Here is a 24,170-nt window from a genome sequence, read left to right as displayed (position 1 = left end):
TCAGCCCTTGAAGACCTTCTCGGCGCTGGCCTGCCACTCCCGCAGGATCGCGTCGATCTGGTCCGGCTTGTCGATGAACTTGGTCAGCGCGGTGTCCGCGGTCGGCTGGAGTGCGTCACTGGAGTCGCGGTTGAAGAACTGGGTCAGCTCCTTGGCCTCGTCGAGCATCGCCTTGCCCTTGGCGACCAGCGGCGAGTCGGACGCCTTGGCCTTGGGGTTGGCCGGCAGCACGATGCCGGAGCTGGCCTTGACGTACGCCTCCTGCGCCTCGACACCGGCCAGGTAGCTGAGCAGGGCCTTCGTGCCGGTCGGGTTGGCGCTCTTCGCGCTGGCGAAGAAGCCGTCCGTCGGGGCCTCCTCGGCCAGTGGTACCGCCGGGTCGATGATCGGGAACCGGAAGAAGTCCAGGTCGCCGAGAGCGTCCTTGGGTGCCGCGTCGGCGAAGAACGTGCCGATCAGGAACATGCCGGTCTTCCCGGCCAGCAGCGCGGTGGTCGCCTCCTGGAACGGGTACGCCTTGCCCTTGGGGTCGAAGTAGGGCAGGGCCTCGCGCCAGCGGGTGAAGACCGCCTTGACCTTGGGGTCGTCGAAGCGCTGCTTGCCGGCGAGCAGCTCGCGGTGGAACGGCGCGCCGTTGATCCGGATGTTGAGGTAGTCGAACCAGGCCGAGGCAACCCACGGGGTGTCGCCGAGACCGATGCCGATCGGCGGGACGCCCTTGCTCTTCAGCGTCTCGCAGAGAGCCAGGAACTCGGTCCAGGTCTTCGGCTCCTGCACGCCCCACTTGGCGAAGTTGGACTTGCGGTAGAAGAAGCCCCACCAGTAGTTGTTCATCGGCACGAAGATCTGCTTGCCGCTGGCGTCGGTGGAGAGGGTGCGCAGCGACTGCGGGTAGTCGCCCAGGGACTTCCAGACGTCGGAGACGTCCAGCAGCAGGTTCTTGCTGGCGTAGTCGTTGGCGACCGAGCCCGCGTACCAGGTGTAGAGATCCGGCGGGTTGGCCGAGGTCAGGTACGTCGGTAGCTGGGTCCGGAAGGTCTCCGAGGCGATCGTGTTGAGGCTCGCCGTGCCCTTGCCCTGCGCGTTGAAGTTCGCGATGAGCTTCTCCATCGCCGCCTTGGCCTGCGGCGAGGAGAGGTTTGACTGGATGGTGACCGCGCCCGAGCCGTTGCTCGTGGTCGGTCCGCTGGCGGAGCTGGCGCACGCGCTGAGGAACGAACTGGCGCCGAGCGCGCCCAGGCCGGCGAGCCCGAGGTGGCCAAGGAATCGCCGGCGACCGGGGTCGAAGTCGCTCACGAGGTATCCCTTCCTCTACGACACGTAGCGTCACCGCGCGATGTGTCGTCCATGTGAATGCTTGTGACGAGAAGGTTGCATCGACCCTCGCCGGCTGTCAAGATATCTTCGTAATTAATGATTAGACGAGACCGAGGCGAGGGTCAGGTGGATCAGCCTATGCGCCGGCTTGAGGGCAAGAACGCGCTGGTCACTGGCGCGATGGGCGGGATCGGCGCCGCAACCGCCCGCCGGCTCGCCGCCGAGGGGGCCGCAGTCGCGCTGCTCGACGTGGCCGACCCGACCCCGCTGGCCGAGGAGCTGACAGCCCGTGGCGGCCGAGCACTGTCCGTAATGGGTGATGTCAGCGAAGAGGCCGACTGGACGGCCGCCATCGCCGCCGTACGGGCGAGCTTCGGCCCGGTCGACATCCTCGTCAGCACCGCGTACGCCGTGCAGGTCGCACCGGCGCACGAGACCAGCCGACAGTCCTGGGACCACCAACTCGGCGTCAGCCTCACCGGCTCCTTCCTCGGCGTCCGCGCCTGCCTGGACGACCTGCGGGCCCGCGCGGGCGCGGTGGTGCTGATCTCCTCGGTGCACGCGCTGGTGGGGTTGCCCGGCCGGCCCGCGTACGCCGCGGCCAAGGGTGGCCTGGTCGCGCTCGGCCGCCAGCTCGCCGTCGAGTACGGCCCGCAGGTGCGCGTCAACACCGTGCTACCCGGGCCCATCCTCACCGGAGCCTGGGCCGAGGTGTCCGAAGAGGACCGGCAACGCAGCGTCGCGGAGACTGTGGCGAAGCGGTTCGGCACCCCGGACGAGGTGGCCTCGACGGTCGCCTTCCTCGCCTCACCGGACGCCGCCTACATCACCGGCGCGAGCCTCGTGGTGGACGGTGGATGGACAGCGGTGAAAGCCTCGGCCTGAGAGATCGATACCGACCAGCGAAAAGGCCAGGAGCATTGGCACAGTACGCACGCCGCGGCGTCCATGGGCAGACCGTCGAAGCGATCGCCCGTCGCATCCTCACCGGTGAGATAGCCGCCGGCGCGACCCTGAACATCGTCGCGTTGCAGGAGGAGTTCGACGTCAGCCTGACGGCGCTACGCGAGGCGCTGAAGGTCCTCTCGGCCAAGGGCATCGTCGACGCCCGACAGAAGCGCGGCACCTTCGTCCGGCCCCGGGCGGACTGGAACCTGCTCGACGGTGACGTGATCCGTTGGCAGTTCGCGGAGGGGACCGACCAGCGGCTGCTCGACCAACTGCACGAGGTGCGCGCCATCATCGAGCCAGCCGCCGCGCGGCTGGCCGCCACACGTGCGACCGAGGACGACGTAGCCGCCCTCGACCGGGCTCTGACCGGGATGGCCGAGGCCGACGGTGATCCCACCGCCGCGATCGCCGCCGACCTCGCCTTCCACCGCGCGCTGCTCGCCGCCACACACAACGAGCTGCTGGAGCGGATGGAGGTGGTGATGGAGACCGGGCTCGCCGAGCGGGACCGGCTGGTGCACGGCGGCGCCGCACACGACGACCCGGTGCCCAGCCACCGTGCCGTCGTCGACGCGCTGCGCCAGCGGGACGAGACGGCGGCCGAGACCGCCATGCGTGAGTTGCTGGACAAGGCCGTCCGCGACGTCGAGAAGGCACGGGGACAGAGGGGCAGTCAGTGAAGATCGAGCGGATCGAGACCTTCCTTGTCGCGCCACGGTGGTTGTTCTGCCGGGTGGAGACCGACGACGGGTTGGTCGGGTGGGGTGAACCGGTCGTGGAGGGGCGCGCCGAAGTGGTGCGCAGCGCGGTCGAGGTGCTCTCCGAGTACCTGATCGGTGCGGATCCACTCCGGATCGAGCAGCACTGGCAGGTGCTCACCAAGGGTGGCTTCTACCGGGGCGGCCCCATCCTCTCCAGCGCGGTCGCCGGGCTGGACCAGGCACTCTGGGACATCGCCGGGCAGGCGTACGGGGCTCCCGTACACGCGCTGCTCGGCGGGCCCGTGCGGGACCGGGTACGCATCTACTCCTGGATCGGCGGGGACGAGCCCGCCGAGGTGGCCGACGCCGCCGCCGCGCAGGTCGCCGCCGGTCTCACCGGCGTCAAGATGAACGCCTGCGGGCGACTCTCCCCCATCCCCACCTCCGCCGAGGTGGACGGGGTCCTCAGCCGGGTCGCCGCCGCCCGGGAGGTGCTCGGCCCCGACCGGGACATCGCGCTGGACTTCCACGGCCGGGCCGGGCTGGCGGCGGTCCGCCGGATCCTGCCCGAGCTGGCCCCCCTGCGCCCGTTCTTCGTGGAGGAGCCGGTCCTCCCCGACCAGGCCCACCACCTGCGCGACATCGTCGCCAGCACGCCGATCCCGGTGGCCACCGGCGAGCGGCTCTACGGCCGCTCCGAGTTCCTCGCCCCGTTGCAGGCCGGGGTCGCCGTGGTCCAGCCGGACCTGTCGCACGCCGGTGGGATCTCCGAGGTCCGCCGGATCGCCGCGCTGGCCGAGACGTACGGCGCGCTGCTCGCCCCGCACTGCCCGCTCGGCCCGATCTCCCTGGCGGCCAGCCTCCAGGTGGCCTTCGCGACGCCGAACTTCCTGATCCAGGAGCAGAGCATCGGCATCCACTACCACGTCGGCTCGGAGCTGCTGGACTACGTGGTCGACCCGGAGCCGTTCCGGTTCGTGGACGGGCACATCGCCCGCTTCGACCGGCCCGGGTTGGGGATCACGGTCGACGAGGCGGCGGTCCGGAAGGCCGCACGTACCCCCCATGCCTGGCGGAACCCGGTCTGGCAGCACGCCGACGGGTCGTTCGCGGAATGGTGACCGGCGCGAAGCCGGTGCCGCTGCGCGTGGCGTACGACGCGGCGCACGGCGGCCGGTGGACCAGCCTGCACGGCGGTGGCCGGGAGTGGCTCTGGCGCGGCCCGGGGCACGGCCGGAACGAGGTACGCCCCGACGACGCGTTCGTCGACGCCGGCGGGCTGGAGGAGTGCCTGCCCACCGTGCGCGGTCGACCCGACCACGGCGAGGTGTGGTCGCGCCCCTGGCGGACAGCCGGCCCCGGCACCGTGGTCATCGAGCGGCCGACGTTCACCCTGACCCGCCGGATCACCGACGCCGACGGCGTGGTGGTAGCCGACTACCGACTGGCCGCCGACCCTGGTCACCGGTTCGTCTGGGCCGCGCACGCCCTGCTCGACGTCTCCCCCGCCGCGCGCCTCGACGCACCCACCGGCACGCCGACCCGGCTGCACCCGGAGGCCGCCGCGCTCCTGCCGCCGGGCACCTGGCCCACCGGCAGCCCCTGGCTGACCGGGCCGTGGCCGGCCCCGGCCGGGCTGACGCTGGGCTCCCTCGGCCCGGACGACGGGACCGCGCTCGGCGCGGTGCTGCTCGACTGTCCCCGGGTCCAGGTGATCGACGGCGTCGACCGGCTGACCCTGGAGCTGGAGTGCGCCGACCAGCCCCGAGCCACCGCGCTCTGGCGCAACCTGGGCGGTTGGCCGGCTGACACGCCGTACCGCAGCATCGGCGTCGAACCGATGCTCGGCACCGCCTTCGACCTGGCCGACGCCGGCCCCGCCGACGCGGCGGTCGTCCCGCCCGCCGGTGAGGTCATCTGGCAACTCACCATCTCCGCCCACCGCATCCACTGAGGACACCCGCGATGAACCTGCTCGACGAGCTGCGTACCCACCGGTTGTTGGCCATCGTGCGCGGCCCGGACCCGGCCGCCGCGTTGACCGCCGTGCTCACCCTGGCCGAGAGCGGCGTCGCGCTGGTCGAGGTCTCGCTGACCAGCGCCGACGCGCTCGGCGTCATCCGCCGCGCCCGGGCCGCCCTCGGGCCCGACTTCGGCCTGGGCGCGGGCACCGTGCTCAGCGCCGAGGATGCCCGGGCGGCGGCCGACGCCGGGGCCGGGTTCCTGGTCACCCCGGCGGTCGCGCCCAGCCTCGCCGAGGCCGCCCGGCTCGGGCTGCCGGTGCTCGCCGGAGCGCTCACCCCCACCGAGGTGGTCCAGTCCACCAATGGCGGGGCCGCCGCCATCAAGCTCTTCCCGGCCTCCCTCGGTGGGCCCGACTACCTCGGCGCGCTGCGCGACCCGTTCCCCGGCACCGCGTTCGTGCCGGTCGGTGGGGTCGACGCGGACGGCGCGCGGCGCTACCTCGACCGGGGAGCGGTCGCGGTCGGCGTCGGCTCCCCGCTGCTCGGTGACGCCGTCCGCGGCGGCGACCCGGCGGCGCTGCGCGATCGCGCCGCCGCCTTCCGCGCGGCGGTGGAGCAGTGATCGACCTGCTCACGCTCGGCGAGACGATGGCGGCCTTCCGCAGCACCGGCCCGCTGCGGCTGGGCGGCACCGCCGGGATCTCCGTCGCCGGGTCCGAGTCGACGGTGGCGATCGGGCTGGCCCGGCTCGGCCACCGGGCGGCCTGGGTCGGCGTCACCGGCGCCGACGAGCCCGGCGAGCTGGTCCGCCGTACGCTGCGCGCCGAGAGCGTCGACCTGACCTGGTCCCGGGTCGAGTCGACGGCCCCCACCGGGCTGATCCTCTTCGAGAGCCGGGTCGCCGACATCAACCGGGTCACCTACCACCGCGCCGGGTCGGCCGGCTCCCGGCTGCGCCCGGCCGACGTGACCCGCGCCTTCGACGCGCCCGGGCCACCGCCCCGGCTGCTGCACGTCACCGGCATCACCTGTGCGCTGGGTGCCGAGCCGTACCAGGCGGTGGTGGAGGCCGTGCGGCGCGCCCGTGCGGCGGGCAGCACCGTCTGCCTGGACGTCAACCACCGGCAGCGGCTCTGGTCGGTCGCCGAAGCCGGCGTCGCGCTACGACCGCTGCTGCCCTCGATCGACCTGGTGGTCGCCTCCGACGACGAGTTGGCCGTGTTGACCGACGCGACCGACCCGGTCCCGGCGCTACTCTCGGCCGGCGTGACCGAGGTCGTCGTCAAGCACGGTGCCGGCGGTGCGACCAGCCACAGCGCGACCGGCACGGTGCACCGTCCAGCCCGGACGGTGCCGGTGGTGGACACCGTCGGCGCCGGTGACGCCTTCGTGGCCGGCCTGCTCTCCGGCTGGCTCGACAGCCTCGACGCGCCGGAGAGGCTCGACCGGGCGGTCACCACCGGTGCGTTCGCGGTCGCCACCCGGGGCGACTGGGAGGGCCTGCCCGACCGGGCGGAGCTGGCGCTGCTCGATCACGGCCCCGGCGGTACCGTCCGCTGACCGGCGCGGCGGCCGACTGCCGCCGCCGGAGATCGTTGGAGGAACACGATGGAGCTGACCGAGCCGACCGTCTGGAGCACCGACCGGTTGGAGCTGGGCGAAGGACTGCGCTGGGTCGACGACCGACTGGTCCTGGTCGACCTGCTGGCCGGACGGCTGCTGGAGACCGACGGCGACGCGCCCGGCCCGCTGCGGGAACTGCGCCGCCTCGACGTTCCGCTCGGCGCGGTCGCCCCGGTGGCCGACCGGCCCGGCGACTGGCTGGCCGCGGCCGGGACGGGCGTCACCCTGCTGCCCGCCACCGCCGACCCCCGACCGATCGCCGACCTGGTCGCCGACGAGCCCGAGCCCACCCGCATGAACGACGCGGTCGCCGACCCGCACGGTCGATTCTGGGCCGGCAGCATGACGTACGCCGGGGTGCCCGGCGGAGGCGCGCTGTACCAGCTGACCCCGGGCGCAGCGCCGGTGCCGGCGGTGACCGGGCTGACCATCCCGAACGGGCCGGCGTTCGACGCCGCCGGCACCACCATGTACCTGGCCGACTCGCCGCGCGGCGAGGTCGACCGGTTCACCGTCGACCCGGGCACCGGGGCCCTGCACGGGCGGGAACCGTTCCTGCGGTTGTCCCCCGCCGACGGCAGCCCGGACGGGATGACGGTCGACGCGGCAGGCCACCTCTGGGTCGCGCTGTGGGGCGGCTCCGCGGTACGCCGCTACCGGCCGGACGGCACCCTCGACCGGGAGATCCGGCTACCGGCGGAGCAACCGGCGGGCATCTGCCTGGGCGGCCCCGACCTGCGCCGACTCTTCATCGGCACCGCCCGGTTGGGGCTGGCCGCGGCGGGCCCGGTGGACGGCGCGCTGCTCGCGGTGGACGTCCCGGTCCCCGGTCTGCCCACCGCGACCGCCGCCGCGCCCATCGTGGGCTGACACCGGAGGCATATCGGACGCCGGGGCGGGAATAGCGCACTGGAGCGTGCGACGGGCTGACCGGCAGGGGGCGGGGCGATGGGATCCGTGGGGTGGGCGTCATGAACGGGCCGGTCGGCGACGAGCCGGTCGGCGAGCTGGAGCTGGTGCACACCTTCACCGGCCCGATGCCGACCGGGGTGAGCGTCTCGCACCGGGGCCGGATCTTCGTCAACTTCCCGAAGTGGGGCGACGAGGTGCCGGCCACCGTCGTCGAACTGCGCGACGGCCGGGAGGCGCCCTACCCCGACCAGCCGTGGAACGACCCGTCCGGCGACGACGACGCGGGCGCGTTCGTGTCGGTACAGAGCATCGTGGTCGACCCGGCCGACCGGCTCTGGGTGCTGGACACCGGCAGCCCGATGTTCCAGCCCACCAAGCCGGGTGGCCCGAAACTGGTCCGGGTCGACCTGGACACCGACCGGGTCGCACAGGTGATCACCTTTCCGGCGGACGTGGCGCTGCCGACGACGTACCTCAACGACGTCCGCTTCGACCTACGACGGGGCGAGTCGGGGGTCGCGTACATCACCGACTCGGCGGCCTCGGGGCCGAACGGCATCATCGTGGTGGACCTGGCCAGTGGGGCCTCCTGGCGGCGGCTGCACGACCACCCGTCCACGAAGGCGGAGCCGCTGGCGACGTTCCGCCCGGTGGTCGAGGGCCGGCCGTTCCTCGAACGCCCGGCGGACGGGCCACCGAAGCCGGTGACCATGGGCGCCGACGGCATCGCCATCTCGGCCGACGGCACCCGGCTGCACTACTGCCCGCTGGCGTCCCGGCGCTGGTACAGCGTGTCCACCGAGGCGCTGGCCGACCCGGGCGTCACCCAGGAGGCGGTCGCGGCGACCGTGATCGACGAGGGCGACAAGGGCACCGCCTCGGACGGGTTGGAGAGCGACGACGCCGGGCGGTTCTACCTCACCTCGTACGAGCACAACGCGGTGTTGCGCCGGCTGCCGGACGGCGCGTACGAGACCCTGGTCCACGACCCGCGGCTGCTCTGGCCGGACACCATGTCGGTGGCCACCGACGGGCACCTCTACGTCACCGCCAACCAACTGCACCGGCAGCCGCAGTACCAGCGGGGCCAGGACCTGCGGCGCCGGCCGTACGCGCTGTTCCGCACCCGGATCGACGCCGGCCCGGTGCTGCTGCGCCGCTGAACCGGTAGGCATGGCTGGTCGGGCGGTGGGTAGCCCGTCGGGTGGCCGACTGGGCAGACGTGTTCGTCCCGGACACTCCGCTGCTGGAGATCGTGGTCCGGGGCAGCGTCATGTACCTCGCGCTGTTCACCCTCCTGCGGGTCATCCTCAAACGGGAGAGCGGCACCACCGGCGTCACCGACCTGCTGGTGATCGTGCTGCTCGCCGACGCCGCGCAGAACGGACTGTCGGGCGGCTACACCTCGGTCACCGACGGGGTGCTGCTGGTCGGTGTGATCATCGGGTGGTCGTACCTGCTGAACGCGATCGCCTATCGCTGGCAGGGCGCCGCCCGTCTGATCCGACCCGGGTCGCTGGTGCTGGTACGGGACGGGCGGATCCTGCGCCACAACATGCGCCGTGAGCTGATCACGAACGAGGAGCTGCACACCCTGCTGCGGGAGCAGGGCGTCGTCGACCTCTCCCAGGTTCGCGAGGTGCGGATGGAGGCCGACGGCCGGTTCAGTGTCACCACCCGTTCGCCCGGCCGGCCCAGAAATAACCGTAACGCGCCGGGCGGCCTCGGCTGAGGACCGGCCCGGGGCGCGGGTCGAGTGCCGTGGTTCAGTTGGTCGGCAGGGTGCGGTCCAGCAGGTCGAACAGGGCTGCCCAGTGCCGTTCGGTGGCCTGCTCGTCGTAGACCGGGGTGTCGGCCATCGTGTAGCCGTGGTGCGCGCCCGCGTACACCTCGGAGCGGTAGCGCACGCCGGCGGCGTCGAGCGCCTTCTCCAAGGTGGTGATCTGCTCGGGCGTCATCGACTGGTCGGCGTCGGCGTGCCCGAAATACACCTCGCCGGTGATCGAGGCGACGCCCAGGTGTGGGCTGTCCGGCGCGTCGGTGACGATGCGCCCGCCGTGGAAGCTGGCGGCGGCGGCGATCCGGTCCGGGTGCGCCTCGATGGCCCGCAGCGCGTTCATGCCGCCCATGCAGTAGCCGGTGACCGCGACGGGGCCCGGCCGGACGTCGTCGCGGGCCGCCAGGAAGTCGAGGTACGAGCCGGTGTCCCGGCTGATCACGTCGGGGGTCAACACGCCGACCAGCGGCATGATCTTCTCGAAGAGCGCGTCGCGCTGGTCGGCCTCACCGAGTCGGGACAGGTCGAACAGCGGTGCCCGCCCGGCCCGGTAGAACAGGTGGGGCGTCAGCACCAGGTAGCCCCGGGCGGCGATCCGCTCCGCCATCTCCACCAGGCGCGGGCGCGGCCCGATGGCGTCCATGAAGAACAGCACCGCCGGGAACGGGCCGTCCCCGTCCGGTCGGGTGAGGGACGCGTCCGCCACTCCGTCACCTGTCGGGATGTCCACCGTCGTCGTCAGCACCGTGCCTCCTCGTACGCCGATCTTGGCCTGTTCGGAACGTTACTCGCCAGGCCGGCGAGTCCGGCACAGGTCCGTCAGCCAGGGACTGTCGATCCCTGGACAAGGCCACCCTGGGCGGTGGCCGGAGCCTGACCCAGTGTTGGTAGCGACCAATGAAGGACACCGTTGACCTGGGGGTTGTCGTGCTCGACCTGACCGTTCCGGAGCTGACCGGAAAGCTCGCCGTGGTGACCGGCGGCAGCGACGGGCTGGGCCTCGGCCTGGCCACCCGGCTGGCGCGCGCCGGTGCCGAGGTGGTGCTGCCGGTCCGCAACCCGGCCAAGGGCACCGCCGCGCTGGAGACCGTCCGGGCCGCCGCGCCGGGTGCCGTCGTGTCGACCCGGCCGCTGGACCTCGCCTCGCTGGGGTCGGTGGCCGCGCTGGCCGACACGCTGCTCGGCGAGGGCCGACCGATCCACCTTCTGATCAACAACGCGGGCGTGATGACCCCTCCCACCCGACATGCCACCGCGGAGGGCTTCGAGCTCCAGTTCGGCACCAACCACCTCGGCCACTTCGCGTTGACCGGACGGCTGCTGCCGCTGCTCCGGGCGGGGCAGGCGCGCGTCACCACGATGTCGAGCAGCGCCGCCCGCTCCGGCCGGCTGGACTGGGACGACCTCCAGAGCAACCGCAGGTACGCGTCGATCCGCGCCTACAACGCCTCGAAGCTGGCCACCCTGCACTTCGGGCTGGAACTCGACCGGCGCAGTCGGGCCGGCGACTGGGGCATCGTGAGCAACGTCGCCCACCCGGGCACCACCATGACCAACCTGTACGCGTCCGGCCCCAATCTGGGCCGCAGCCGCCCCTCGCTGCACCACTCGATCATGGGTCGGCTGGCCCGCTGGGGGATCCTGGTGCATTCGGTGGATGCTGGGCTGCTTCCTGCCCTGTACGCGGCCACCAGCCCACAGGCGCAGGGCGGCCGGTTCTACGGCCCGGACGGTGTGGGCCAGTTCACCGGCGCACCAACCGAGTTGACCGTCTACCGCTCGGCGCGCAGCACCGACGACGCCGCCCGGCTCTGGGCCGCCTCGGAGCGGCTGGTGGGCGTCGAGTACCCCGGCAACTGATCGGGGCGCCCCGCCGTGAACGCGGCGTCAAGAAATGGCGGCGGCCCGTCGAAACCGCGTATCGACGGGTGCTCCGCCGTCGCCCGGTGGTGACGATGGGTCCATGAGTCCTTGGCGGATGACGCGCTGGGAACGCGGCGACCTACCACCCAGCACCGATACGGACAGCAGCCCCGGCGAGCCCGCGACCAGGGCAGACGAGCCGGAGCGGCGGCACGAGGCGCTGGTCAGCGTCCGGCTCGGCCCGTCCGCGCCCGGCAGTCACCTGGTGGAGTACCTGCGGCACGAGCCGTGCGCCGTCGCCGCGTGGTGGATCGCCGCCGACGTCGACGCCGTGGTGCGGCTCTCCGCCGACAGCGTGACCGTGCTGCACCGCGCCGTGGCCGACCTGCGTCGCCGCGCCGGGGTGGAGGTGGCGGTCGCCAACTACATCCTCCGTGCGCTCGACCTGACCACACCGGCGGACCCCCGTACCGCGAAGGACACCACGGCCTGGGTGGTGTCCGCCGCATGAACCGCCCCGCAGTCGCCCGACGGATCGTGGTCGGCGTCGACCGGTCGTTCGCCGGGATGCAGGCGCTGCGCCGCGCGCTGCAGCTGGCCCGCCGCGACGGTGCGCAACTGGACGCCGTACGCGCGTGGGTCTTCGCACCGACGTGGCGGCCCGGCACGCTGACCTGGCGCTGGCAGGACGAGTGCGACCGGGCTGCCCTGGTCTACCTGCGTGGCGTCTTCGACGCGGCGCTGGGTGGCATGCCCCGGGACGTGGCCGTGCGGTTGGTGGCGACACAGGGGTACGCCGGGCAGGTGCTGGTCGACCACGCGCACCGGGAGTCCGACCTGCTCGTCATCGGCAGCCCCGAACGCGGCCGGTTCGGCCGGTCGCGCGGCCACGTCACCCGGTACTGCGTGACGCGGTCTGCTGTGCCGGTCATCGCGGTGCCCGCGCCGTCCTGGGCGCGGGCCGCGACGATCCGCCGCTTCGCCCGCGACCTCGAACGATTCAGCCGATGACCGCCGCTTGCGCGGCACAGCCGATCACCGCCGCTTGCGCGGCACAACCGATGACCGCCGCTTCCGCGGCACGAGTGGAAAGGACCAACCCGACCATGGACGAGGCCCCGATAATGTACGTCGTTCCGGTGCGGGATCTGCCGGGACGGCTGGTGCGGACGGTGCGAATTGGCCGTTCGCCGCAGGGGCAACGGGTGGGCATCGCCTTCACCCGCGCTGAGCTGCTGGTCGCCGCCATGGGCGCGGAGCAGCCGTGGGAGGAGCTCTGCGAGTCGGCGCTGCGCGGCATGCTGCGCCCGCTGGGCATCGACGTGATCCAGGTTGATCCGCTGCTGGTGGCGCCGCCGCTCGATCGGGCCGACTCGGCATCCGCCATCGGTCAGGCGCGGACGAAGCGCACCGCGTCGGCGATCACGTGGCCGTCGGTGTCCTCGGTACGGATCAACACGCTCCCGTCGCTGCCCGCCGTGAAGGGGTAGGTGCCCAGCGGCACCCACTGGCCGCCGGACTGTCGCTGGTTGACCGTCCGAGTGACCAACCCCCCGGAGTACGCGATGTCCACCGGCACGTTGGTCGCCCGGTTCGGGTCGGCGGTCCAGCGCATCTGCACGGTCCACGACCCGGAGGCGGGCAGCGTCGGGCGGAACCGTAGCCGGTTGACGCCCTTGGCGGTGTTGCCGTCGTGCTCGTAGTCCGGGCCGTAGTAGCCGCCGATGCTGGTGCTGCGCAGCCACGTGCCGGCGCGGGTGATCCCGCTGGACGCCGCGTTGTCCAGGACCACCTCACCGGTGGAGCCCCACTCCAGCACCGCGCCGTCCTGGCGCAGCCGGGCCTGGAGGGCTGGCACGGAGACCGCCTGCACGGCGATGTTCCCGGCGAGCGCCAGCGACGCCGCGGTGGCTGCGGCCTGCCCGAGGATCATGAACACCGGTTCCATCCGGATCGAGCCGTAGGCGATGTGGCTCGCCGAGAGGCAGACCGGCACCAGCAAATTGGCACACTGGGTCTGGTGCGGCACGATCGCGCGGTAGCTCACCGGGTACGGCGCCGGCACGCTGACCTGCACGTCCCCCTCGTTGCGCACCCTGCCGTCGACCACGACCCGCTGACAGTTGTGCGAGTCCATCGTGTAGCTGGCCAGGCCCACCGAGTCGGTGGCACGGACCCGGCCCCGGCAGTCGTGCTCGGTCATCACGTACCCGGAGACCATCCGGCGGGCCTCGCGGATGTAGAGCAGCGGCGGCCAGCCGCCGGTGCTGGTGAACTCGTCGACCGGCAGCCCCCAGCGGGCGGTCGAGTCGCGGACCGACGCCGGCAGCCGAGGGTCGTTGGCCAGGAACCACATCAGCCCCTGCTGGTAGCTGCGGTGCTCGGCGACGATGCTCTCCCGCGCGGCCCAACTCGCCGTCGGGTACGCGTAGTTGACGCCGATGTTGTCGGTCGAGACGGCACCGTTGTTGTTGGAGTCGGTCTTCCCACCGCCGATCGAGTGGGTGGTGAAGTAGGGCCCCGCGTAGCCCGCCTGGATGTGCCGCAGCAGCAGCTCGTACCGGATCGGGTCGTAGCCGGACGGCCGGCCGAACGGGATCCGGTTGGCCGCCTGGGTCAGGCACATCCGGAAGCAGTACGCCTGGATCCGGTCGTCGCCGCTGCCCTGCGGGGCGAGCGGGGTGGCGGAGATGCCCGGCAGCAGGCCGCTGGCGGGCGAGCCGGCCGTCACGTACGGGTCGACCGGGTAGGCGAACTGGTGGGTGTTGCGCGACTGCACCCCGTTGATCGTCTCGCCGTAGGTGTCGTTGGACTCCCGCCCGACGGTGAACCCCACCCCGGCCATGGCCAGCAGGTCGCCCTCGTAGGTCGCGTCGACGAACACGCCGCCCCGGTAGATCGACCCGTCCTCGGTACGCAGCTCGGTGATCCGGTCACCGGCACGGCCGACGCCGGCCAGCCGGGCGCCGACGATCACCGGTACGCCCGCCTCGGCCAGCATCTCGGCGAAGACGTCGGCGGCGACGTGTGGTTCGAAGGTCATCCGCAGCGGCGAGGTCGGCGTCAGGGTTCCGCCGTGGTATTTCACGTACACCCGGCGGTAGAACTCGGCGGCCAGCCCGCCGATGGATGCCTGGACGCCGGTGTCGGTGGCACCGAGGCCGGCGGTGCTCAGCCCACCGACGTGGCTCGTCGGCTCCACCACCACGGCGGTGCGGCCGAGCCGGCGCATGGTGATCGCGGCGGCCAGCCCGCCGGAGGTGGCGCCGTAGACGACCAGGTCGGCGGTGGTGACGGCGGCTCGGGCGGGGTCGGCCCGGAACGGGTCGGTGAGACCGGCCAGGACGAGGCCGGCGGTCAGCAGCCGACGACGGGACAGGGGCAGGGACACGGGGGACTCCCGAGGGGTAACCGGTGGGGGACGGTTACAGAAGCACGCCGCTGCCGCTGCGAACGAAATTCTTCAATCTCTGCCGGCGCGTGTCAACCGGTCAGGGGCGGTAGCGGTAACCCATGCCCGGCTCGGTGATGAGATGCCGAGGCCGGGCCGGGTCGTCCTCCAGCTTGCGCCGCAGCTGGGCCAGGTACTGCCGCAGGTAGTTGGTCTCGTTCTGGTATTCCGGCCCCCACACGTCCTGCAGGAGCTGGCGCTGGCTGACCAGCTTGCCGGGGTGACGCAGCAGCTTCTCCAGCACACTCCACTGGGTGGGGGTCAGCTTGACCTCGGTCCCGTCGTCCCGCAGCACGCTGTGGTCGGCCAGATCGACGGTGTGCTGACCGATCCGCAGTGCCGGCACCGCCTCGCTGGGCGCGCCGAGGCGGCGGGTCACCGCGCGGATGCGGGCCAGCAACTCCTCCACCCCGAACGGCTTGGTGACGTAGTCGTCCGCACCGGCATCCAGCGCGGCGACCTTGTCCTCGCTACCGGCCCGGCCGGAGAGCACGATGATCGGCACGGCCGTCCACCCGCGCAGGCCCCGGATCACCTCCACCCCGTCGATGTCGGGCAGGCCGAGATCCAGCACCACCAGGTCGGGCGGGTGGCTGGCGGCGGCCTTCAACGCGGCGGCACCGGTGCCCGCGACGTCCACGTCGTAGCGGCGGGCGCGCAGGTTGATCCGCAGGGCACGCAGGATCTGCGGTTCGTCGTCGACGACCAGGATGCGTGTCATTCCTGCGGCCCCTCCGAGCTGGTCTGCACGGCGGCCGGCAGCCGCAGCACCATGGTGAGCCCACCGCCGGGCGTGGTCTCGGGGGTGATGCTGCCACCCATCGCCTCGGCCAACCCCCGGGACAGGGCAAGGCCGAGACCGACACCGGTCTGGTTGTCCCGGTCGCCGAGGCGTTGGAACGGCAGGAAGACGTGCTCCCACTGGTCCTCGGGGATGCCCGGCCCTCGGTCGATCACCCGCAGCTCGACCTGACCGGCGTGCGCGCTGGCGGTGATCATGGGGGGCTGGTCGGGCGGGCTGAAGCGCAGTGCGTTGGCGACGATGTTGACCAGCACGCGTTCCAGCAGGCCCGGGTCGGCGGTGGCGGCCGGCAGGTCGGCCGGGATGTCCGTGCCGACGGTCGCGGCCACCGGGCCAAGTTCGTCCAACGCCAGGGGTACGGCGTCCTCCAGGCCGATCGCGGTCGCCGTGATGCCGAGGACACCGGCCTGGAGCCGGCTCATGTCCAGGAGGTTGGCGACCAGCCGGGCGAGGCGGTCCAACGACTCCTCGGCGGTCTCCAGCAACTCCTCGCGGTCCTGCTCGTCGAACTCGATGTCGTGGCTGCGCAGGCTGGTCACGGCTGCCTTCGCCGACGCCAGCGGCGTACGCAGGTCGTGGCTGACCGCCGCGAGCAGCGCGGTGCGCATCCGGTCCGCCGCGGCGAGGGGCCGGGCGGTGGCGGCCTCCTCGGCGAGCCGTTCCTGGCGCAGTGCGACGGCGGCCTGGGCGGCGAACGCCTCGACGATCCGCCGGTCGGCAGCCTCCAATCGTCGACCGCAGAGCACGACGGTGATCCGGTCGTCGACCGGTACCGTCGTCTCACCGCCTTCCGGGGTGCAGGGCGGGTTCTCGCCGACGCTGGCCACAACGCCCCAGGCGTGCTCCTCGCGGGCCCGCTCCGGGCGCCCACCGGCCTCCTCGGCCAGTTCCAGCACGCTCACCGCGCGCAGCCCGAAGGTCTCCCGGAGCTGTTCCAGCAGTGCGGGCAGCGGGCGTTCGCCGCGCAGCACGCCACCGGCGACGGCGGCGAGGGTCTGCGCGTCGGCGGCGGCGCGGGCGGCCTCTCGGGTACGCCGGGCGGCCACGTCGACGATCCAGCTCACCGCCAGCGCCACACCGACGAAGACGGCCAGGGCGAGCAGGTTGTCCGCCTCGGCGATGGTCAACGTGCGGTACGGCGGGGTGAAGAACCAGTTGAGCAGCAGCGAACCGCCGAGCGCGGCGACCAGGGCCGGCCACACCCCGCCGACCAGAGCGACCCCGATGACCCCGGCGAGGAACAGCAGGATGTCGTTGGTCAGCGTCAGGTCGGGCAGCGTCTTCAACAGCAGGGTGAGCAGCGGCATACCCAGCGCCGCCAGGCCGAAGCCGAGCAGCCGCCGGCGTCGGGACAGCGCCGCCGGCACGGCCGCCGCCCGACGGCCCTTGCCGGCCTGCTTGTGAGTGACCAGGTGCACGTCGATGGAGCCGGAGAGCGCGGTGGTGGTCACCCCGACACCACGGGAGAAGAACTGCGCGAAGCGGCCCCGCCGGCTGGCGCCGAGGACCAACTGGGTGGCGTTCACGCCCTGGGCGAAGTCCAGCAGTGCGGCCGGCACATCGGTGCCGAGCACCTGGTGGTACGTGCCACCCAGGCTCTCCACCAGCACCCGCTGGCGGGCCAGTTGGGCCGGGTCGGCGCCGGCCAGGCCGTCGCTGCGGGCCACGTGCACGGCGAGCAGGTCGGCACCCTTGCTGCGGGCCGCGACCCGCGCCGCGCGGCGGATCAGCGTCTCGCCCTCCGGTCCGCCGGTCAGCGCCACCACGACGCGCTCCCGGGCCTCCCAGGTGGCGGCGATGCCCTGCTGGCTGCGGTAGCGGTCGAGCTGCTCGTCGACCTTGTCGGCCAGCCAGAGCAGCGCCAGCTCGCGCAGCGCGGTGAGGTTGCCGACCCGGAAGTAGTTGCCCAGCGCGGCATCGATCTTGTCCGGGCGGTAGATGTTGCCGTGTGCCATCCGCCGGCGCAGCGCCTCGGGGGTCATGTCGACCAGCTCGACCTGTTCGGCGGCGCGGACGATCTCGTCCGGCACGGTCTCCCGCTGGGTGGTTCCGGTGATCTGCGCGACGACGTCGTTGACCGACTCCAGGTGCTGCACGTTGACCGTGGACAGCACGTCGATTCCCGCGTCGAGCAACTCCTGGACGTCCTGCCAGCGCTTCTCGTGCCGGGAACCGGGCACGTTGCTGTGCGCCAGTTCGTCGACCACCGCGATCTCCGGCCGGCGGGCCAGTACCGCGTCCAGGTCCATCTCGGTGAACTCGACGCCGCGGTAGTCCATCGTGCGGCGGGGCACCTGCTCCAGGTCGCCGAGCATCGCGGCGGTGTGCTGGCGGCCGTGGGTCTCCACGAAGCCGATCACCACGTCGGTGCCGCGCGCGGCACGCCGCTGGGCCTCCTCCAACATGGCGTACGTCTTACCGACGCCGGGAGCGGCCCCGAGATAGATGCGCAGTTCTCCGCGTGGCACGGGAACCATCCTCCCTGGTCAGATCGGCGGGCGGGGCCGCGCCCGGTTGGCACGGCCCCGCCCGAGGTGCGCTCAGCGTGCGGCGAACTGCTTGTCGAGGGCGATGTTGAGTTCCAACACGTTGACCCCGGGCTCGCCCATGAAGCCGAGCGCCCGCCCGGTGGTGTGCTCCTTGACCAGCTTGCGAACCACCTCCGGGTCCGCGCCGCGCTCCCGCGCGACCCGGTTCACCTGCAACTCGGCGTACGCCGGGCTGATCTGCGGGTCGAGGCCGCTGGCGCTGGCGGTCACCGCGTCGGCGGGAACCGCCGGGTCGGCGGGCGCGTTGCCGCGGATCGGGGTGACCACCCCGCCGGCGGCCACGTAGTCCTCGCCGGGCTGGGCCAGCTCCACCGCGACGCCCTCGTACGAGGCGACGAACGGGGTGGCCGGGGCGGCCTGGTTGACGCTGACCACCCGGGTGACCGGGCCGGTCAGACCGTCGGCGCGGAAGACCGCGAGCACGGCACCCACCCCGTCGTCGGTGCAGAAGGGGCGCCGGCCGTCGACGCCGTTGAGCTCGCCGACCTCCTTGCTGCGCCCGCACACCTGGGTGAGCAGACTCTCGCTGGACTCCTCCGGGTCGGTGGCGATGGTGTCGACGACGCTCTCCGGGCCCAGGTTGCTGGCCGAGGTGGAGGTCGGGTCGTAGCCGTCGCCGGCGGCGGAGGGGCGGGACTGGAAGTAACGGGCGACGGGGTTGCCGTCCGCGTCGGTGAAGGACTGACCGATCAGCGCGCTGCCGACCGTCGTCCCGCCCGACACGATCAACGAGCCGTCGGCCTTGTGGTTGAGGCCGGGCAGCTGACCAACCGCCACCAGGGCCAATGGGTAGACCAGGCCGAGCAGCACCGTGAAGACGAGCACGGCGCGCAGAGCGGCGAGGTGTTGGGCGATCCAGGTGGGTAGGCGCATCACGAAATCCCCGGGATGAACTGGATGAGCAGGTCGATGATCTTGATCCCGATGAACGGCACGATGATGCCGCCCAGTCCGTACACCAGCAGGTTGCGGCTGAGCAGCTTCGACGCGGCGGCCGGCCGGTACCGCACGCCGCGCAGGGCGAGCGGGATCAGCGCGATGATCACCAGGGCGTTGAAGATGACCGCGGACAGGATCGCCGACTCCGGGCTGGACAGCCGCATGATGTTCAGCGCGTCCAGGCTCGGGTAGAGGCCGGCGAACATGGCCGGGATGATCGCGAAGTACTTCGCGATGTCGTTGGCGATGCTGAACGTGGTCAGCGCGCCACGGGTGATCAGCAACTGCTTGCCGATCTCCACGATCTCGATCAGCTTGGTCGGGTCGGAGTCGAGGTCGACCATGTTGCCGGCCTCCTTGGCGGCCGACGTGCCGGTGTTCATCGCGACCCCGACGTCGGCCTGAGCGAGCGCCGGCGCGTCGTTGGTGCCGTCACCGGTCATCGCGACCAGCCGGCCACCCTCCTGCTCGCGCTTGATCAGCGCGAGCTTGTCCTCCGGCGTCGCCTCGGCCAGGAAGTCGTCCACCCCGGCCTCGTCGGCGATCGCCTTCGCGGTACGCGGGTTGTCACCGGTGATCATCACGGTCCGGATGCCCATCCGGCGCATCTCGTCGAACCGCTCGCGCATACCGGACTTGACGACGTCCTTGAGGTGGATGACGCCCAGTGCGCGGGCGGGCTCACCGTCGACGTGCTCGGCGACGACCAGCGGGGTGCCGCCAGTGCCGCTGATGCCGTCCACGATCTCGCCGACCTGCTCGGTCGGGTGCCCGCCGTTCTCCCGTACCCACTTCATCACCGCGGCGGCGGCGCCCTTGCGGACCCGGCGGGCCGTGCCGACCGCGCCGCCGTCCACGCTGGCGTCCGGGGTCAGGTCGACGCCGCTCATCCGGGTCTGCGCGGTGAAGGGTACGAAGGTGGCGTGCGGCATCACGCCGGGCTCGCGCTCGCGCAGCCCGAACTCGTTCTTCGCCAGCACCACCACCGAGCGCCCCTCGGGGGTCTCGTCGGCGAGGCTGGACAGTTGTGCGGCGTCGGCCAGGGTCGCTGCCGTGACCCCCTCGACCGGTACGAACTCGGCGGCCTGCCGGTTGCCCAGCGTGATGGTGCCGGTCTTGTCCAGCAGGAGGGTGTTGACGTCGCCGGCCGCCTCGACGGCCCGACCGCTCATGGCCAGGACGTTGCGCTGCACGAGCCGGTCCATGCCGGCGATGCCGATGGCGGAGAGCAGCGCGCCGATGGTGGTGGGGATCAGGCAGACCAGCAGCGAGATCAGCACCACCCCGGTGACACCGGAGTCGGTGATCGCGCCGCTGTCCGGCGCGGCCGCCTGGTACGCCTTGGAGAAGATGGCGAGCGGCTGGAGGGTGACCACGGCCAGCAGGAAGATGACCGTGAGCGCGGCGAGCAGGATGTTCAGCGCGATCTCGTTCGGTGTCTTCTGCCGGTTGGCGCCCTCGACCAGGGCGATCATCCGGTCGATGAAGCTCTCCCCCGGCTTCTGGGTGATCTTCACGATGATCTGGTCGGAGAGCACCTTGGTGCCGCCGGTGACCGCGCTGCGGTCACCACCGGATTCCCGGATGACCGGGGCCGACTCGCCGGTAATGGCCGACTCGTCGACGCTGGCGATGCCCTCGACGATGTCGCCGTCGCCGGGGATGATGCCGCCCGCCTCGACCAGCACGATGTCGCCCTGGCGCAGCTCCGGCGCGGGCACCGCCTCGTCGGAGTAGGTGTTGGCCCGCGCACCGGGCTTCCAGTCGACCAACCGGGTGGCGATGGTGTCCTTCTTCGCCTGCCGCAGCGTCGCGGCCTGGGCCTTGCCCCGGCCCTCGGCGACCGCCTCGGCCAGGTTGGCGAAGAGCACGGTCAGCCAGAGCCAGATGGTGATCGCCCAGGCGAACACCGACGGGTCGGTCACCGCCAGGACGGTGGTGAAGGCCGCGCCGACCTCCACGATCAGCATCACCGGGTTACGCCAGAGCGTGGTCGGGTTGAGTTTGCGCAGCGCGTCCGGCAGGGACCGGATCAGCTGCTGGGGGTCGAGCAGGCCCCCACCGACCCGGTTGCCCTGGGTGGCCGGGGTGCCGGGGAGTTGCTCTGTTGGGGCGGACGTGACGGACATGTCCTCGTTCCTCATGATGGTCAGAGCCCCTCTGCCAGCGGGCCGAGCGCGAGCGCGGGCAGGAAGGTCAGCGCGACGAGGACCACGGTGACGCCGACGACCATGCCGATGAACAGCGGTCGGTGGGTCGGCAGGGTGCCCTCGGACGCGGGGGTGGGTGCCTGGCGGGCCAGCGAGCCGGCCAACGCGAGCACAAAGATGATCGGCAGGAAACGGCCGAACAGCATGCACAACCCGAGCGCGGTGTCCCACCAGGTGGTGTTGACCGTGATGCCGCCGAAGGCGGAGCCGTTGTTGTTGCTGGCCGAGGTGAACGCGTAGAGCACCTCGGAGAGGCCGTGCGGGCCGACGTTGAGCGCCGTGGAGTTGTTGCCGGTGGCGAACGCTGCCGCCGTGCCGACGAGCACCAGGATCGGCGTGATCAGGAAGTAGAGCGAGGCGAACTTGATCTCCCGCGAGCCGATCTTCTTGCCCAGGTACTCCGGGGTGCGGCCCACCATCAGGCCAGCCACGAAGACCGTGATCACCGCGAGGATGAGCAGGCCGTACAGACCGGAACCGGTGCCGCCGGGCGCGACCTCGCCGAGCATCATGTTGACCATGGTCATCATGCCGCCGAGCGAGGTGAACGAGTCGTGGAACGAGTTCACCGAACCGGTCGAGGTCAACGTGGTGGCGGCGGCGAAGGTGGCCGAGTTCGACACGTCGAACCGCACCTCCTTGCCCTCCATCGCCGCGCCGACCGCCTGCGGCACCGTGCCGTGGCCGGCCAACTCGAAGACGTTGGTGATGACCACACTGGCGAACGCGAGAATGCCCATCACCGCCGCGATGGCGTAGCCCTGCCGGTTCTGCCCGACCATCCGGCCGAAGACCCGGGGCAGGCTGAACGGGATCAGCAGGAGAAGGAAGATCTCCAGCCAGTTCGTCCAGGTGGTGGGGTTCTCGAACGGGTGCGCGCTGTTGACGTTGTAGAAGCCGCCACCGTTGGTGCCCAGCTCCTTGATCACTTCCTGGCTGGCGACCGGACCACCGGTGATGGTCTGGGTGCCGCCGGTCAGCGTGGTCACGTCCGTGCCGGCGGACAGGTTCTGCACCACCCCGCCGATCATCAGCGCGATGGCGCCGAGCACCGCGATCGGCAGCAGGATCCGCAGCGTGATCCGGGTCAGGTCGACCCAGAAGTTGCCGAGCTGCCCGGTGCGGCTGCGGGCGAAGCCGCGCACCAGCGCGACCGCCACCGCGATGCCGACCGCCGCCGAGACGAAGTTCTGCACGCCCAGGCCGGCCATCTGCACCAGGTGGCCCATCGTCGACTCACCCGAGTACGACTGCCAGTTGGTGTTCGACACGAACGACACGGCGGTGTTCCACGCGCCGTGCGGCACCACCGGGTCGAAGCCCAGCGACAGCCACAGGTGGTTCTGCACCCGCTGGAACAGGTACAGGAACAGGATCGAGACCGCGGAGAACGCGAGCACGCTGCGGGCGTACACGCCCCAGGTCTGCTCGGCGGCCGGGTTGACCCCGACCAGGCGGAAGATTCCCCGTTCGACCCGCGACTGCTTGGTTCCGGAGACCGCCCGGAACATGTAGTCACCGAACGGCTTGTAGGCGGCGACGAGGGCCGCCACCAGCGTCAGCACGAAGATGACGCCCGCTGTTGTCATGGTCATCAGAAGCGCTCCGGAAACAACAGGGCGAACACCAGGAACGCGCCCAGGACGATCGCGAGCACCAGACCGACGGCATTGACCGCGTTCACAGCTTCTCCACCGCCCGGACCACCAGGGCGAGCACTGCGAACAGCGCCACCGTCAGGATCACGAACACCACGTCAGACACGCTGACTCCTCATACCGGAAAGGTTCGTCGCGACCGCCTTCCGGTCGCGCCGGGCAATCAAAGCCCCACCACCCGCCGGACGGCAGGGGTCATAACGCGACCATGACGGCGGCTGACCTTTTCTTGACGTGGTTTTCACACCTGCCGCCCGAACAGGTGAAATACGGCACAGAACGCACAGAGAACCGCCCCCGGAGAGGCCGGCGGAATGGCGGCGACGTTCTGCCGGACGGCCGGCAGCGGATCGATCAGGCCGGGCGGCGGGCCACCAGCACGTCCCGCATGATCGACTGATCCACCCGGTGCCGCAGCGCGCGGTAGGGCTCGGTGTCGACCACGGTCAGGCCGGCGTCGGCCAACGCCGCCGCCGCGTCGTCGCGGCTGGCGACGTGGGTGTTCCAGGAGATACCGAGCGCTCCGCCGGGACGCAACAGCCGCGCCCAGACCGGCGCGGCGTCCGCGAGCAACGCCAGCGGATCGCGGGTCAGCCCGTGCTCGGCCGTACGGCTGCCGTGCTGTACGCCGTACGGCGCGTCCGCGACGACCAGGTCGACGGTCTCGGGGCGGAAGAACTCCGCCGAGCGGGTGGTGTCGGCGTTGACCACGTCCAGCAGCTGTGTCTGGCCGGCCTTGTGCTCCTCGCGGGTCGGCGCCAGCTCGATCCGGACCCGCCGGCCGACCACCTTGCGCTCCCGCCGCACCGGCCCCGACTCCAGCACCCGGTGCTTGACCCGCTTCTGCTTCAGCCAGGTGCTGATGAACGCCCGGTACGCCTCGACGTCCTTCTGGTCGCGCTCCACCCCGGCGGCGTCGAAGCCGTACATCAGCGCCTGGTTGAGCGTGGTGCCCCGTCCGCAGAGCGGGTCGAGCACCCGGAACCGCCGACTGGTCAGCTCACCGGCCCAGTCCGAGGCGAGCAGGGTGACGTTGAGCAGCAGCTTGGTGAACTGCTCGTTGGTCTTGCCCGGGTACTTCTGGATGGTGAGCAGGTCGTCGTCGTACCGGTCCAGCCGGCTCCACTCGATCGGCCGCAGCAGCTCACCGACGATCTCGAACAGCGCGTACCCGGCGGAGAGATTGCCCAGGACCGTCAGGTCCCGCTCGGTCAGCCCGTCGCCGGTGAAGGTGACGTAGGACGCCCCTCCGACGACTTCGGTGCCCAGCTCGCCGATCCGGCCGTCGAGCGCCGAGCGGCCGAAGATCTCCAGCTCGGCCCGGGTGAGGTCGACGGCGGAGCGGGCGTACACCCGGTTGGTGGCAGGCAGGATCAGCAGACCGTAGCGCGTCATGATCCGGCGAGTATTCCACAACAGGCCACCGTCTCCGGGAACCGGAGCGGCCGCCGGA

General features: G+C 71.8%; 23 protein-coding genes. 13 read left to right on the top strand and 10 right to left on the bottom strand.

The annotated features are described in order from the left end of the window. On the bottom strand, nt 1–1,296 hold the full coding sequence (locus tag ACQEUX_RS30505; RefSeq protein WP_433055770.1) for an ABC transporter substrate-binding protein: 1,296 nt from the start codon (nt 1,294–1,296) through the stop codon (nt 1–3). A gap of 159 nt (nt 1,297–1,455) precedes the next feature. On the opposite strand from ACQEUX_RS30505, the gene ACQEUX_RS30500 reads away from it, so the two are divergent. The 9 genes from ACQEUX_RS30500 to ACQEUX_RS30460 all read left to right on the top strand — a co-directional run bounded on the left by ACQEUX_RS30500 (nt 1,456) and on the right by ACQEUX_RS30460 (nt 9,200). After that, nucleotides 1,456–2,202: an SDR family NAD(P)-dependent oxidoreductase gene (locus ACQEUX_RS30500; protein ID WP_433055767.1), complete on the top strand. Its 747-nt coding sequence runs from the start codon at nt 1,456–1,458 to the stop codon at nt 2,200–2,202. A 35-nt stretch (nt 2,203–2,237) separates the two neighbouring features. Beyond that, nucleotides 2,238–2,948 (top strand): FadR/GntR family transcriptional regulator, encoded by a 711-nt coding sequence (locus ACQEUX_RS30495; RefSeq protein WP_433055764.1) that lies wholly within the window; start codon nt 2,238–2,240, stop codon nt 2,946–2,948. Next, a complete protein-coding gene (gene dgoD / locus ACQEUX_RS30490; RefSeq protein WP_433055761.1) occupies nt 2,945–4,090 on the top strand; it encodes a galactonate dehydratase in 1,146 nt (381 codons plus the stop codon). The genes ACQEUX_RS30495 and dgoD overlap by 4 nt, the downstream gene beginning before the upstream one ends. Further along, nucleotides 4,084–4,923: a hypothetical protein gene (locus ACQEUX_RS30485; protein ID WP_433055758.1), complete on the top strand. Its 840-nt coding sequence runs from the start codon at nt 4,084–4,086 to the stop codon at nt 4,921–4,923. The genes dgoD and ACQEUX_RS30485 overlap by 7 nt, the downstream gene beginning before the upstream one ends. 11 nt (nt 4,924–4,934) lie before the next feature. Then, nucleotides 4,935–5,555 carry a bifunctional 4-hydroxy-2-oxoglutarate aldolase/2-dehydro-3-deoxy-phosphogluconate aldolase gene (locus ACQEUX_RS30480; protein ID WP_433055755.1) on the top strand — a complete coding sequence of 207 codons (621 nt, stop codon included), beginning with the start codon at nt 4,935–4,937 and terminating at the stop codon, nt 5,553–5,555. Then, nucleotides 5,552–6,493 (top strand): sugar kinase, encoded by a 942-nt coding sequence (locus tag ACQEUX_RS30475; protein WP_433055752.1) that lies wholly within the window; start codon nt 5,552–5,554, stop codon nt 6,491–6,493. The genes ACQEUX_RS30480 and ACQEUX_RS30475 overlap by 4 nt, the downstream gene beginning before the upstream one ends. A 48-nt stretch (nt 6,494–6,541) precedes the next feature. Further along, nucleotides 6,542–7,426: an SMP-30/gluconolactonase/LRE family protein gene (locus tag ACQEUX_RS30470; RefSeq protein ID WP_433055749.1), complete on the top strand. Its 885-nt coding sequence runs from the start codon at nt 6,542–6,544 to the stop codon at nt 7,424–7,426. Between the two features lie 101 nt (nt 7,427–7,527). Beyond that, nucleotides 7,528–8,631 carry an L-dopachrome tautomerase-related protein gene (locus tag ACQEUX_RS30465; protein WP_433055746.1) on the top strand — a complete coding sequence of 368 codons (1,104 nt, stop codon included), beginning with the start codon at nt 7,528–7,530 and terminating at the stop codon, nt 8,629–8,631. A 41-nt stretch (nt 8,632–8,672) separates the two neighbouring features. Beyond that, a complete protein-coding gene (locus tag ACQEUX_RS30460) occupies nt 8,673–9,200 on the top strand; it encodes a DUF421 domain-containing protein (protein ID WP_433055743.1) in 528 nt (175 codons plus the stop codon). Nucleotides 9,201–9,234: 34 nt separating this feature from the next. On the opposite strand, the gene ACQEUX_RS30455 is transcribed toward ACQEUX_RS30460, so the two are convergent. Beyond that, the gene (locus ACQEUX_RS30455) at nt 9,235–9,990 is read right to left on the bottom strand and encodes a dienelactone hydrolase family protein (RefSeq protein ID WP_433055740.1); all 756 of its coding nucleotides are present in this window, start codon (nt 9,988–9,990) and stop codon (nt 9,235–9,237) included. 152 nt (nt 9,991–10,142) lie between these two features. Here ACQEUX_RS30455 and ACQEUX_RS30450 point away from each other — a divergent pair, with 152 nt between their 5' ends. The 4 genes from ACQEUX_RS30450 (at nt 10,143) to ACQEUX_RS30435 (ending at nt 12,598) form a co-directional block, all read left to right on the top strand. After that, complete coding sequence (locus ACQEUX_RS30450; protein WP_433055737.1) at nt 10,143–11,105, top strand: SDR family oxidoreductase; 963 nt, start codon at nt 10,143–10,145, stop codon at nt 11,103–11,105. A gap of 103 nt (nt 11,106–11,208) precedes the next feature. Further along, on the top strand, nt 11,209–11,619 hold the full coding sequence (locus tag ACQEUX_RS30445; RefSeq protein ID WP_433055734.1) for a hypothetical protein: 411 nt from the start codon (nt 11,209–11,211) through the stop codon (nt 11,617–11,619). After that, the gene (locus ACQEUX_RS30440; RefSeq protein WP_433055731.1) at nt 11,616–12,119 is read left to right on the top strand and encodes a universal stress protein; all 504 of its coding nucleotides are present in this window, start codon (nt 11,616–11,618) and stop codon (nt 12,117–12,119) included. The genes ACQEUX_RS30445 and ACQEUX_RS30440 overlap by 4 nt, the downstream gene beginning before the upstream one ends. After that, nucleotides 12,116–12,598 carry an SAV_915 family protein gene (locus ACQEUX_RS30435; RefSeq protein ID WP_433055728.1) on the top strand — a complete coding sequence of 161 codons (483 nt, stop codon included), beginning with the start codon at nt 12,116–12,118 and terminating at the stop codon, nt 12,596–12,598. Before ACQEUX_RS30440 ends, ACQEUX_RS30435 begins: the two co-directional genes overlap by 4 nt. Here the strand turns inward: ACQEUX_RS30435 and ACQEUX_RS30430 are convergent. The 8 genes from ACQEUX_RS30430 to ACQEUX_RS30395 all read right to left on the bottom strand — a co-directional run bounded on the left by ACQEUX_RS30430 (nt 12,499) and on the right by ACQEUX_RS30395 (nt 24,112). Further along, a complete protein-coding gene (locus ACQEUX_RS30430; RefSeq protein ID WP_433055725.1) occupies nt 12,499–14,499 on the bottom strand; it encodes an FAD-dependent oxidoreductase in 2,001 nt (666 codons plus the stop codon). The two genes, ACQEUX_RS30435 and ACQEUX_RS30430, sit on opposite strands and share 100 nt — an antisense overlap. 100 nt (nt 14,500–14,599) lie before the next feature. Next, nucleotides 14,600–15,280, bottom strand: coding sequence for a response regulator (locus ACQEUX_RS30425; RefSeq protein WP_433055722.1), 681 nt, complete (start codon nt 15,278–15,280; stop codon nt 14,600–14,602). Continuing rightward, the gene (locus tag ACQEUX_RS30420) at nt 15,277–17,829 is read right to left on the bottom strand and encodes a DUF4118 domain-containing protein (RefSeq protein WP_433055719.1); all 2,553 of its coding nucleotides are present in this window, start codon (nt 17,827–17,829) and stop codon (nt 15,277–15,279) included. Before ACQEUX_RS30420 ends, ACQEUX_RS30425 begins: the two co-directional genes overlap by 4 nt. Before the next feature lie 72 nt (nt 17,830–17,901). Further along, nucleotides 17,902–18,783 carry a potassium-transporting ATPase subunit C gene (locus ACQEUX_RS30415; protein WP_433055716.1) on the bottom strand — a complete coding sequence of 294 codons (882 nt, stop codon included), beginning with the start codon at nt 18,781–18,783 and terminating at the stop codon, nt 17,902–17,904. Beyond that, nucleotides 18,783–20,978, bottom strand: a complete 2,196-nt coding sequence (gene kdpB / locus ACQEUX_RS30410) for a potassium-transporting ATPase subunit KdpB (protein WP_433055713.1) — start codon at nt 20,976–20,978, stop codon at nt 18,783–18,785. Before kdpB ends, ACQEUX_RS30415 begins: the two co-directional genes overlap by 1 nt. A 20-nt stretch (nt 20,979–20,998) precedes the next feature. Then, nucleotides 20,999–22,654, bottom strand: coding sequence for a potassium-transporting ATPase subunit KdpA (kdpA, locus tag ACQEUX_RS30405; RefSeq protein WP_433055710.1), 1,656 nt, complete (start codon nt 22,652–22,654; stop codon nt 20,999–21,001). After that, nucleotides 22,654–22,743: a K(+)-transporting ATPase subunit F gene (gene kdpF / locus ACQEUX_RS30400; protein WP_036390805.1), complete on the bottom strand. Its 90-nt coding sequence runs from the start codon at nt 22,741–22,743 to the stop codon at nt 22,654–22,656. Before kdpF ends, kdpA begins: the two co-directional genes overlap by 1 nt. A gap of 328 nt (nt 22,744–23,071) precedes the next feature. Beyond that, nucleotides 23,072–24,112: a TRM11 family SAM-dependent methyltransferase gene (locus tag ACQEUX_RS30395; protein WP_433055706.1), complete on the bottom strand. Its 1,041-nt coding sequence runs from the start codon at nt 24,110–24,112 to the stop codon at nt 23,072–23,074. Between the last annotated feature and the right edge of the window lie 58 nt (nt 24,113–24,170).

The organism is Micromonospora sp. CA-259024 (assembly GCF_050936255.1).
In the GTDB taxonomy this organism is placed as follows: Bacteria; Actinomycetota; Actinomycetes; order Mycobacteriales; family Micromonosporaceae; genus Micromonospora.
This window is presented reverse-complemented; position numbering and strand designations above follow the sequence as displayed.

What these genes read in the sequence shown, in the direction of transcription:
- ACQEUX_RS30500 (WP_433055767.1), top strand. Translation starts at nt 1,456, where the DNA reads ATGCGCCGGCTTGAGGGCAAGAACGCGCTGGTCACTGGCGCGATGGGC.
- ACQEUX_RS30395 (WP_433055706.1), bottom strand. Translation starts at nt 24,112, where the DNA reads ATGACGCGCTACGGTCTGCTGATCCTGCCTGCCACCAACCGGGTGTAC.
- ACQEUX_RS30485 (WP_433055758.1), top strand. Translation starts at nt 4,084, where the DNA reads ATGGTGACCGGCGCGAAGCCGGTGCCGCTGCGCGTGGCGTACGACGCG.
- ACQEUX_RS30415 (WP_433055716.1), bottom strand. Translation starts at nt 18,783, where the DNA reads ATGCGCCTACCCACCTGGATCGCCCAACACCTCGCCGCTCTGCGCGCC.
- kdpA (WP_433055710.1), bottom strand. Translation starts at nt 22,654, where the DNA reads ATGACCATGACAACAGCGGGCGTCATCTTCGTGCTGACGCTGGTGGCG.
- ACQEUX_RS30470 (WP_433055749.1), top strand. Translation starts at nt 6,542, where the DNA reads ATGGAGCTGACCGAGCCGACCGTCTGGAGCACCGACCGGTTGGAGCTG.
- ACQEUX_RS30440 (WP_433055731.1), top strand. Translation starts at nt 11,616, where the DNA reads ATGAACCGCCCCGCAGTCGCCCGACGGATCGTGGTCGGCGTCGACCGG.
- ACQEUX_RS30480 (WP_433055755.1), top strand. Translation starts at nt 4,935, where the DNA reads ATGAACCTGCTCGACGAGCTGCGTACCCACCGGTTGTTGGCCATCGTG.
- ACQEUX_RS30450 (WP_433055737.1), top strand. Translation starts at nt 10,143, where the DNA reads ATGAAGGACACCGTTGACCTGGGGGTTGTCGTGCTCGACCTGACCGTT.
- ACQEUX_RS30445 (WP_433055734.1), top strand. Translation starts at nt 11,209, where the DNA reads ATGAGTCCTTGGCGGATGACGCGCTGGGAACGCGGCGACCTACCACCC.
- ACQEUX_RS30465 (WP_433055746.1), top strand. Translation starts at nt 7,528, where the DNA reads ATGAACGGGCCGGTCGGCGACGAGCCGGTCGGCGAGCTGGAGCTGGTG.
- ACQEUX_RS30435 (WP_433055728.1), top strand. Translation starts at nt 12,116, where the DNA reads ATGACCGCCGCTTGCGCGGCACAGCCGATCACCGCCGCTTGCGCGGCA.
- kdpB (WP_433055713.1), bottom strand. Translation starts at nt 20,978, where the DNA reads ATGTCCGTCACGTCCGCCCCAACAGAGCAACTCCCCGGCACCCCGGCC.
- ACQEUX_RS30425 (WP_433055722.1), bottom strand. Translation starts at nt 15,280, where the DNA reads ATGACACGCATCCTGGTCGTCGACGACGAACCGCAGATCCTGCGTGCC.